Source organism: Kitasatospora sp. NPDC059088, from assembly GCF_042738155.1.
Taxonomy (GTDB): Bacteria; Actinomycetota; Actinomycetes; order Streptomycetales; family Streptomycetaceae; genus Kitasatospora.
Genome location: NZ_JBHYGR010000046.1, coordinates 55775 through 65227 on the forward strand (window position 1 = coordinate 55775; position 9453 = coordinate 65227).

General features: G+C 71.8%; 13 protein-coding genes. 1 reads left to right on the forward strand and 12 read right to left on the reverse strand.

Features of this window, described 5'->3' with window-relative positions:
• Together ACFWXO_RS21765 and ACFWXO_RS21770 are read right to left on the reverse strand one after the other, a co-directional pair.
• The coding region (locus tag ACFWXO_RS21765; RefSeq protein WP_380525422.1) for a response regulator transcription factor at positions 1-324 on the reverse strand (324 nt) is incomplete at its 3' end.
• A 5-nt stretch (positions 325-329) separates the two neighbouring features.
• Positions 330-638 (reverse strand): hypothetical protein, encoded by a 309-nt coding sequence (locus ACFWXO_RS21770; RefSeq protein WP_380525423.1) that lies wholly within the window; start codon positions 636-638, stop codon positions 330-332.
• On the opposite strand from ACFWXO_RS21770, the gene ACFWXO_RS21775 reads away from it, so the two are divergent.
• The gene (locus ACFWXO_RS21775) at positions 633-1013 is read left to right on the forward strand and encodes a hypothetical protein (RefSeq protein WP_380525424.1); all 381 of its coding nucleotides are present in this window, start codon (positions 633-635) and stop codon (positions 1011-1013) included. The two genes, ACFWXO_RS21770 and ACFWXO_RS21775, sit on opposite strands and share 6 nt — an antisense overlap.
• A gap of 188 nt (positions 1014-1201) precedes the next feature.
• On the opposite strand, the gene ACFWXO_RS21780 is transcribed toward ACFWXO_RS21775, so the two are convergent.
• From ACFWXO_RS21780 to ACFWXO_RS21825, 10 genes are all read right to left on the reverse strand, one after another.
• Entirely contained in the window at positions 1202-1603 is a 402-nt protein-coding gene (locus tag ACFWXO_RS21780) for a DMT family transporter (RefSeq protein WP_380525425.1), read from the reverse strand.
• Between the two features lie 46 nt (positions 1604-1649).
• Entirely contained in the window at positions 1650-1970 is a 321-nt protein-coding gene (locus ACFWXO_RS21785) for an SMR family transporter (protein WP_360235350.1), read from the reverse strand.
• 182 nt (positions 1971-2152) lie between these two features.
• Positions 2153-2815 (reverse strand): DsbA family protein, encoded by a 663-nt coding sequence (locus ACFWXO_RS21790; protein WP_380525426.1) that lies wholly within the window; start codon positions 2813-2815, stop codon positions 2153-2155.
• Positions 2812-3300: a nucleoside deaminase gene (locus ACFWXO_RS21795; RefSeq protein WP_375894890.1), complete on the reverse strand. Its 489-nt coding sequence runs from the start codon at positions 3298-3300 to the stop codon at positions 2812-2814. The genes ACFWXO_RS21790 and ACFWXO_RS21795 overlap by 4 nt, the downstream gene beginning before the upstream one ends.
• Before the next feature lie 295 nt (positions 3301-3595).
• Complete coding sequence (locus ACFWXO_RS21800) at positions 3596-4819, reverse strand: IS701 family transposase (RefSeq protein WP_380398723.1); 1224 nt, start codon at positions 4817-4819, stop codon at positions 3596-3598.
• A gap of 299 nt (positions 4820-5118) precedes the next feature.
• A complete protein-coding gene (locus ACFWXO_RS21805; RefSeq protein WP_375894894.1) occupies positions 5119-5787 on the reverse strand; it encodes a TetR family transcriptional regulator in 669 nt (222 codons plus the stop codon).
• Between the two features lie 619 nt (positions 5788-6406).
• Positions 6407-6682: a DUF6253 family protein gene (locus tag ACFWXO_RS21810; RefSeq protein WP_375894897.1), complete on the reverse strand. Its 276-nt coding sequence runs from the start codon at positions 6680-6682 to the stop codon at positions 6407-6409.
• Positions 6679-7488 carry a maleate cis-trans isomerase gene (locus tag ACFWXO_RS21815; protein ID WP_380525427.1) on the reverse strand — a complete coding sequence of 270 codons (810 nt, stop codon included), beginning with the start codon at positions 7486-7488 and terminating at the stop codon, positions 6679-6681. The genes ACFWXO_RS21810 and ACFWXO_RS21815 overlap by 4 nt, the downstream gene beginning before the upstream one ends.
• A 10-nt stretch (positions 7489-7498) precedes the next feature.
• Positions 7499-8173, reverse strand: a complete 675-nt coding sequence (locus ACFWXO_RS21820) for a transglutaminase family protein (RefSeq protein ID WP_380525428.1) — start codon at positions 8171-8173, stop codon at positions 7499-7501.
• 17 nt (positions 8174-8190) lie between these two features.
• On the reverse strand, positions 8191-9309 hold the full coding sequence (locus ACFWXO_RS21825; RefSeq protein ID WP_380525429.1) for an acyl-CoA dehydrogenase family protein: 1119 nt from the start codon (positions 9307-9309) through the stop codon (positions 8191-8193).
• Positions 9310-9453: the final 144 nt, after the last annotated feature.

The window sequence follows — 9453 nt, forward strand, 5'->3', positions numbered from 1 at the left end:
TCTCCTGTGGGGGGTGCTCTTTTTTCCCTCCACCCCCGCCTCCCCCCCCGGGCGCGCCGGGTTTTTTTCCCACACCACCCTTCTGTCTTCCCCAATGACGACCTTCACCGCGGGGGCCAGCTCGGCGATCCGTTCGGCCGCCGTCAGGCCGTCCGCGCCCGGCATCCTGATGTCGAGCAGCGCCACGTCGACCGGGATCCGGGTGGCCAGCCGGACCGCCTCGTCGCCGTCGCGGGCCTGCGCCACCACGTCCAGGTCGTCCGCGCACCCGAGCACGAGCCTGATGCCGGCCCGGACCAGGTCCTGGTCGTCGACGAGCAGCACGCGTATCACGATCCGGGGCCTCTCGGGACGGGGATGTCGGTGGGGATCACGGTGTCCTCGACCAGCCGGTCACCGAGGAAGCAGTACCGGTGCACCGCCAGCCGGACCGCCCCTTCGTCACCGTAGTCCGGAAAGTACTCGCACCCGGCACCGGCCGGCGGCTCGGGCTCCTGCCCCCGGACGGCCGCCCGCGCGAACGGATCCCCGAGGCCGTGGTCACGGACGAAGGCCTCGCGGGACGGTTCGGCGGACGGCGGCAGCGGCGCCGCGCCTCCGCGGTACGGGACGAAGACGAATAGGAGGGCTCCATGCACCTGGCACAGATCGTTCTCGTGGCGGAGACCGCCCTCGTCCTCGTCGGGGCGGGATGGATGCTCCTCGCGGTGCGCCACCGTACCCGCATGGCGGGCGCGACCCGGGCACGGCACGAACTGCTCGCGCCCACAAGGGAACTGCTGTCGGCAGCGGCCCTGGGCCTGGGGGCAGGATGGGCGGTGACCCGGCATGAGGTTCCCGACCTGCTCTCGCTGGCGATGCTCGGCGTGCTGCTGCCCGCCACGGCCGGAATGGCCGTGGCGCTGATGGTCGGGCAGCGGGGCGTGCCGACCCGCAGCACCCGCGGATGGCTGGTGCTGACGGTGCCGCTCCTGGGCGGCGCCACGGCCGGGATGTACCCCTCGCTGTTCTGACACCGGCCCCCCGGCACGAGGAACGCGAGAAGGGCCTCCTGGCCGTCCGATCGGATTCCGACATCCGACCGGCCACCAGGAGGCCCTGAACCACACCCCGGCCGCTCCGCACCCCATCCGGTCGGGACCGGGCCGGGGTGCGCCTCACGAGCGGCGCGGCGGCTTCCCGCACCGGGGCGGCGCGCCCGTCACGCGTCCGCGGTCTGGACCTCACGCGGCGCGGCGGCGGTCTCGGCGGAATTCTGCGGCCGGTCGGCGAGCTTGAGCCAGACCACGCCGGCGATGATCACGGCCAGCCACACGGCCTTGGCCGGGGTGAGGCTCTCGTCGAAGACGACGGGCCCCAGCAGGGCCGCGCCGACCGACCCGATGCCGGCCCAGACGGCGTAGCCGATGCTGACGTCGATGGTGCGCAGCGCGGCGCTCAGGGCCCAGAGGGTCAGCAGGAAGAAGACGACGGCGACCAGTGACCAGGTCAGCCGGGTGAAGCCGTGGCTTCCACCGACGGCGAGCGCGTAGCCGACTTCGAAGCCGCCGGCGAGCAGGAGCATGATCCACGGGTTGACCGAGTTGCGGCCGGTGTCGGACATGTGCACGGGTCCTTTCGGGAGGTGGAGCCGGGTGGGGGCGGGAGGATCAGGCAGCGCCGCTGAGCTGGAGGCCGACGACGCCGGCGATGATGACGGCGATGCCGACGGCCTTGCGCCAGTTCAGGCGCTGGCCGAAGAGCAGGGCGCCGAGGAGGGTGATGCCGACGCCGGCGACGGAGGTCCAGATCGCGTAGCCGACACCGACGTCGAAGGTCAGCAGTGCCTTGCTGAGGAAGAAGGTGCCGAGGGCGCCGGTGATCAGGGTCACGGCGGTCCACGTACGGTTCTTGAAGCCTTCGGCCTTGCCGGCCGCGATGGCGACGGCGATCTCGAAGATGTCCGCGATCGCGAGGTAGAACCACTGCATGGCTGGTCCTTTCGTTCTTGGGAGGTCGGCGTTGACGGGGAGAGGTGGAGCGGGGAGAAGACGGGGGAACAGGGGGAAGCGGTAGATCAGGGGAAGCGGGGGAACGCGGGAAGGCAGGGGGGAACGCGGGGGGAATGCGGGGAACGCGGGGGGAAGGCGGGGAGCCGGGCGTCAGGGCCGGTTCAGCAGCCGTCGATCCCGCAGGCGGGAGCGGCGCCCCCGAGGGCCTCCTGCTCGGCCTGGGCGTCGAGCACGGCCTTGCGGATCTGGGCGACGGAGGGCACGCCCTCGATGCGGTGGCGTCCGTCGATGATGATCGTGGGCGCGACGGAGACCCGGTTGGCCTCCGCGTCCCGCAGCGCCGCCCGGTGCGCCTCGGTGTACCGGCCGGAGGTCAGTGCCTCGGCGAAGTCGGCGCTGTCCAGGCCGAGTTCGGCGGCGATGTCGGCGAGGACGGCCACCTCGCCGATGTCCCGGTTCTCCTGGAAGAAGGCCCGCAGCACCCGGGGGGTGTACTCCGCGGCCCGGCCGTGCTCGGCCGCGTACCGGTAGCCCTCGAAGGCCAGCCGGGTGTAGGGCTGCGGCGAGACCGTCGGGAGGGTGATGTCCACGCCGAGGCGGCGGGCCATCGGGTAGACGGCGCGGTCCCAGATCGCCGGCAGGTAGTCGTCCTCCGGGCGCAGCGTCGGGGTGGGGTGGGGCCGCAGCTCGAACGGCATCCACTCGATGTCGACGTCGAGGTCGCGGGTGGCCTCGTGCAGCGGGCCCTCGGCCAGCATGCAGAAGGGACAGACGTAGTCCGACCAGACCTTGATGCCGATCCTGCCGGTTGCCGTTCCGCTCACGGCCGCCCCCGCTCCATGGTGAGGAAGTCCTCGAACGGCGCCGTGCCTTCCGGGATCTGGATCGAGGTGACCTTGATCGGCCAGGTCTCCGGGTCCTCGGCGAAGATCGAGTACGAGCTGGTGTAGTCGAAGCCGTACCGCGCGGCCGTCTTGCGGTCGACCACGTTGACGATGTGGCTGACGCTGAAGTACAGCGACGCCATGTAGCACAGGGCGCAGGGCTCGCCGGAGGCGATCAGGGTGGATCCGGCGGTGGCGTGCAGTCCGTACTTGGCGGCGGCCGCCCGCAGTGCGGTGACCTCGGCGTGCGCGGTGGGGTCGTTGTCCTCGCGCACCCGGTTGACACCGGTGCCGAGGATCCGGCCGCTGTTGATCACCACACCGGAGAACGGGATGCCGCCCTTGGCGACGTGCTCGCGGCTGATCCGTACCGCCTCGCGGGCGTACTCGGTCAGCTCGCTCTCGGAGAGTTCGGAATAACGCAACGCTGCTCCCCCGCTCAGACCGCGGTCGCGGTGTCGACGGTGGGTGCCGTGGGATCAGGCATGGAGTCCCCAGGTAGTTGCTTGTATGTACATGTTGTTTTTGCCCGTGAGAACCTCAGGCGGACAGGTAGAGCTTGCATGAACATACATCTTGCTGTCAATCGCCGGCGGTGAAGAACTTCGCCTGACCCATGCTCATCAGCTCATGCCGGCACGACAATTGGGGCATCGTCGACCCCGCGCCGAGCGCGTCGGGCGTGCCGGGAGGGGTCGGCGGCGCGCCCGAAGCGACGGCTCAGACTGCTACGGGGTACCCCAGGGAGGCTTCCCGGACCCACCGGGAGCAGGGCACGAGCGGCGGCCTCGCCAGACCGTCGGTTCCGGCGCCCGGGCCGGGGCGGAAGGCCCGCATGCCGAGGTCGGCCGCCAGGCGGCTGTAGGTGAAGGCGGCCGAGACCAGGGCCATGTGGTGGTGCCACCCCGGGAACGAGCGGCCCTCGAAGTCCCTCAGCCCGAACCGCCGTTCGAGCAGCTCGACGGTCTCCCCGGTCGCGGCGTGCCGTTCCGCGTACTCCAGCAGCTCGTCGACCGGCCGGTGCACCATGCTGGTGAGCCAGAGCTGCCCCGCACCCGTCGCGTCCTCGTCGGGCTGGGTGAAGAGCCGGAACGGCTGCGGTCTCTGGTCGGCCGCGACGGCGCCGGGGACCTGCACCAGGCCGTCGCGCACGGACGCCCAGCCCGCTCTGCAGACCCCGGAGCGCACCTCTGGGCACCGCTCGCTCACCGTCCGGGCCGCCGCGGCCACCGGCCGGCGGGAGCCGGAGGCCTGGTGCTCCAGCGGGGCCAGCGGGAAGCTGTCCGGGATCGCGACCGCGAAGTCCAGCCCGCGCCGGGTCAGTCCCTCGACGAGCCGGCGCGAGTCCAGGTAGCCGTCCAGGTCGACCACCACCGGGACCGGGTCGTACTGCGAGGTCTGCGCCATCTGGTCGATCAGGTTGAGGAGTTGGCCCTCGCACGAGGCGGTGGCGGTGTGCGGGATCCGGGCCTGCTCGCGGAGCGGCCCCTGGGCGGCCCACGTCTCCGGCAGGAACAGGCACCAGCCCACGGGGAACTCCCCCGCCTCCGTCGACATGAAGACCGCCATGCCGATCTGGCAGTTGACGGTCCGTCCGGTGTGCGGGATGAAGCGGCGGTGCACCCCGCAGGACTTCTCACCGCGCTTGGGCAGCACCACGGGGGCGATCGTCCAGGCCTTGGGCCGGGCCCGGTCCTCGACCCACTGCCGGAGCTGGTCGCAGACCGGATCCCACTCCCAGGGGCTCTCGTTGACGAACTGGTGCAGGGCCTGCGAAGCGGTCGGGGAGTCGCTCGACACGGCCGCCAGCCGGCGGATGGACTTCTTCCCGGGCGTGCTGAGGAGGCCGTTGACGTAGGTGTGGGCCCACTTGCGCTGGTCAGCTCGGCGCAAGTGGCCGAACAGCTGGTCCGTGAACTGGGTGACGGAGTCCCATCCCCTCATAGCTACCCCTCCCGTGTTGCGGCTGCGGCTTTCACACAGATCCACCCACACTAAAGAATGAGCACTATTTTTTTCTCGGGTAAAGGACTTCCGGTCGCCACTTCGCCAACTCGATACAAAGCCCTGGCGCGAATCGCCCGCGCCCGGCCCGGGGAAGGGGCGGCCGGGGTCGGCGGTCCGCGCGGGAAATGGAATCGCCCCCGCGGATCCGGGCACGGCACGCCCTGCGGGACATCGGCCCCGCAGGTCAGGGGCGTGCCGCCGGGTGTGCCCGCGGTCGCCGTACGTCTACCGCCCGGTCACCCCTCATTGCGGGCCGCGTCGCCCCGGGACGGGGCGCGCAACCGCGGCGGGGCGGGCGTCCGGTCGTGCTCGCAGGGGTCGGGGCCGTCCTCCGGCCGGGCGCCGAAGCCCGCCCCGGCCCGCCGCCACAGTCGGCCGAGCTCGTGCTCGACGACGCTGACCGGGCGGCCGGAGCGCAGCTGCGCCTCGGCGCCGGCCAGCAGGTAGGCGACCAGCAGTTCGATGTCGGCGAGCTCCGCGTCGGTGGTGCCGCCCGCCCGGGCCAGTTCCAGCGCGTGCAGCAGGGCGGGCCGCCAGGCCTGTTCCCAGGCGCCCTGCGAACCGGGGCACTCGTGCGCGAGCCGCATCGCCGCGTGGGCCCGGACGTCCTGCTGGAGGAAGGCCGCCAGCAGCTGGGTGAGCCGGCTGACCGCGGCCAGCCCGGGCGTCGTGAGCTGCTGGACCTCGTCCAGCGCCGAGGAGGTCGCGGCCGCCCCCGCCCTGAGCACCTCCTGCGCGAGGTCCTCCTTGGTCAGGAAGTGGAAGGTCAGCGCGCCCGAGGTGACCCCGGCGGACTGGCTGATCCGCGCCAGGGTGGCGCCGGCGTAGCCGTGCCGGGCGAACTGTCCGGCGGCGGCGTCGATCAGGGCGGAGCGGGTCTGTTCCGCGCGGGCCTGCCTCAGCACTGCGGCGCGCGCCGGTACCGCGCGACGGGTGCGGCCGCGGACCGTTGGACGCCCCAGGGACTTCGTGTGAGCTGCATGGCCCCTCCGGCTCGTTCGTGCACCAGCCCCCGTGACGACGCGGCAAGCATACCCCGGTCCCGGCGGCGTCCTGACGTATCGTCGAACTCGCGTTCACCTGGCTCGACCTGCGGCGATCCCCTCCGCGCCACCGGGAACCGGGGCGTGGTGGAAGCGTGGCCGGAGCGTGGCCGAGACGTGGCGGAAGCGTGGCCGGGCGGGGGCGTGACGGTCCTCGGGAGGTTGCGTGAGGCCGAGTACGGCACCGCACCCCGGGGCAGGGAGGCCCGGGGTGCGGTGGATCCGGAGTGCCCGGGAAAACCGCCGGGTGCGCGGCGGCCCGACGGGCGGCGGGAGGATCCATTCCGATCGGCGGCGAATAGGCATTGACCGAATAGCGAATTGCGATAAGCGGGTCGAGCACCGGCCGGGCGGCCGGGAAAAGCGGAGCGCCGGGTCCCGTTATCTCACCGGGACTTCACAAATGACCGCACCCTCCGCGGGCGCCGCCGGCCGACGGACGGGCGGCACCGAATGGCGGACGCCGCGGAATGGGCGGACGTCACCGAATGGCGGGCACGTACGAGTCGTCCACCCGACCGTCCGCCGTCGCCGGGTCGAAGGTCGTCGCGGGCGCCTCGTCCCCGCGCGAGCCGTTGCGGCGGTCGTACCGCAGGAAGTCCGACAGCTGGTCCGTGCGCCGCAGGTGCCCCTTGACCAGGACCACGCCGAACAGGTGGTCGCCGTCCTCCCGCCAGCAGACCAGCGGGATGCGGTAGGTGTCGCCCTCCGGCGTCCCGAAGACGGCCTCGTAGGCCTGTGCGTCCAACAGGCTCACGCGTGGCCGTCCTTCGGGGTCGTGGTGAACAGCTGTCCGTAGTCGGTGATCTCCTGAGCGGTCCCGGCGGCGCCGGCCAGGTGGAGGGCGTGCCAGAGGATCACCTGGTTCGCGGTGACGACGTTGAACCCGAGCTCCTCCTCCAGCGGCTTGATGGTGCCCACCGCCCGGATGCCGTTGCCGGCCACCAGGACGGCGTCCGGCCGGTGCTCCGCCACCGTGCCGCGGATCCAGGCCGACAGGTTCTCCGGCGTGATGGCCTTCTGGTTCGACGGCAGTCCGCAGGGGGCGTGGTGGACCACCTCGTAGCCGAACTCGCGGAAGTAGTCGGCTCCTTGGCCGGAGAGCGAGTCGGTGAACCACGGCGGGTTCACCAGCGCGATCCGGCGGGCGCCCAGGGCGTCGAACGCGGCCCGGGCGGCCTTGGTGGTGCCGGTGATCGGCAGCCCCCGGGTGACGGGCAGCAGTCGCTCGTACAACTCCCGTTCGCCCTGGGCCTTCAACGCGTAGCTGGAGGAGGTGAACCCGAGCGTCAGGGCGTGCAGCGGGGAGGCCGCGAGCAGTTCGACGGCCTGGTCCAGGTACGGGGCCTGGACGAAAGACAGGATCGGGTCGTACGGGATCTTCTCGTCCATCTCGCCGCCCGCGCGCATGGCGGCGAAGTGCACGCGCGATCCGTGGACGGAGACGGAGGCGGGGGCCACGGCCTGCAGTTCGGCCTCCGGGCCGACGTCGGCGTGCGGCACGACCACGCCGATCCGGGTCGAGGCGTCCCATCCGTCGACGGGCGGCGGGGTGCTGGTCATGGGGGTTCTCCTACCGGGTGAGGGTGGACTCTTCGGCGAGGCGGCCGCCGTGGACGGTGCCGGTGCCCGTGGTGTCGAGGAACTTGGGGTGCTTGCGGCGCATGGTCTCGATGACGAACTCGTAGGGGAGGTCGTCGAAGCTGCCGTGGTCGGTCAGGAACTCCATCGCGCCGCCGCCGTCGTGGGGGTGGTGGAGGCTGTCGTTGACGCCGTCGAACTCCAGGGCGCGCATGCCGTAGAGCTTGCAGAGCAGCTTGTTGAACACCGGGGTGACCTTGATCCACTTGCCGTCCAGGTACACCTGGGCGAGCGAGTGGAAGAACACGTCGCCGCCGATGTGGGACAGCAGGCGGGGCGAGGCCAGGTGGTTGCGCACGTCGCCGTAGACCAGCCGGGAGGGGATGCCCAGGGCGCGCACCCCGGCCGCGTACAGCGCGGCCTTGTGCAGGCAGAACCCGGACTTGGTGGTGGCGGTGGTGGAGGCCCGCAGGCCCTCCCGGGAGAGCGGGGCGCCGTAGACCTCGTAGTCGACGCCGTCGCGCACCGCGTAGTACAGCTCGATCGCGTTGGTGCGCCGGTCCGCCGAACGGTCCCGGACGGCGTGGTCGACGAAGGCCTGCACCGCGTCGCTCTCGTGGTCGAGGAACTCGGTGGAGCGGGTGAGGTGGTCCAGTGTGTCGGTCATGTCGGGATTCCCGTCGGTCAGAGTCCAGCCAGCATGGCGATCCGGTTGCGCTGGATCTCGGAGGTACCGGAGTAGATCGTTCCGGCGATCGAGTTGCGCAGGTCGCGCTCGACGCCGAACTCGGTCAGCACGCCGCGGCCGCCGTGGATCTGCACCGCGTCGAGCGCGGTCTGCACGTTGGCCTCGGAGACCACCGTCTTGGTGGCCGCGAGGTCGAACGCGGCGTCCTCGTTCCGCTCGACCTTGGCGCCGGTGTCGGCGAGCCACTTGCGGGCCGTCTCCACCCGGATCTTCATGTCCGCGATCTTGTGGGAGATGCCCTGGTAGGAGCTGATCGGCCGGCCGAACTGGCGGCGCTCCTTGGCGAAGGCGATGGTCTCCTCCACCCGCCGGGTCATCTCGCCCAGGGTGATGGAGAAGCCGAAGAGCACCTCGCGCTTCATCACGTAGTCCAGGACCCGGAAGCCGGAGCCCTCCTGCCCGACCCGCTGGGAGACCGGGACGCGCAGCTCGTCGAAGGAGAGCGTGCCGATCGGGCTGGTGCGCAGGCCGATCTTGTCCATCGCGGGGCCCACGGTCAGGCCGGGGGTGCCGGCCTCGACGAGCAGGGTGGTGAGGCCGAAGGGGCCGGGCTTCCCGGTGCGGACGTAGAGCAGGAACAGGTCGGCGACCGGGGCGTTGGTGATGAACATCTTGTCGCCGCTGACCACGTAGTGGTCCCCGTCGCGGCGGGCGACGCTGGCCAGGTTCATGGCGTCCGAGCCACCGGAGCTCTCGGTGATCGCGTGGGCGGTGATCAGCTCACCGGACATGATCCGCGGGAGGTACTTCTCCTTCAACTCCTGGGTCGCGAACCGTTGCAGGGGCACGCCGACGGACACGATCTGGGTCGAGGCGGAGAAGGACAGGCCCGCGTCCCGGGAGGTGTGGCCCAGTCCCTCCAGGGCCCGCATCGTCCGGGTGAGGCTGTGCCCGGCGCCACCGAACTCGGGCGCGAAGTGCACCCGCAGGAGTCCGGTCTCCCGCAGGGCCTTCCACTTGTCGTGGGGGAACTCGCCTGCCGCGTCCAACTCGCTGGTGTTGGCGTTGAGTTGCTCCGCCCACGGGGCGGTGAGGTCGAAGAGGTCATCGTCCATGGGGGGTCCTGGGGTCCATTCCGGGGTCGGTCGTGCTGCGGAGGATCGGGGTCGTGGGGCGGGCGCGGGGGCCCGCCCCCGCGGCGCGCGCCCCCCCGCGCCGGGGCGGCGCCGCGGGCCCGCCCGCGCGCGGGCGCGCGCGGG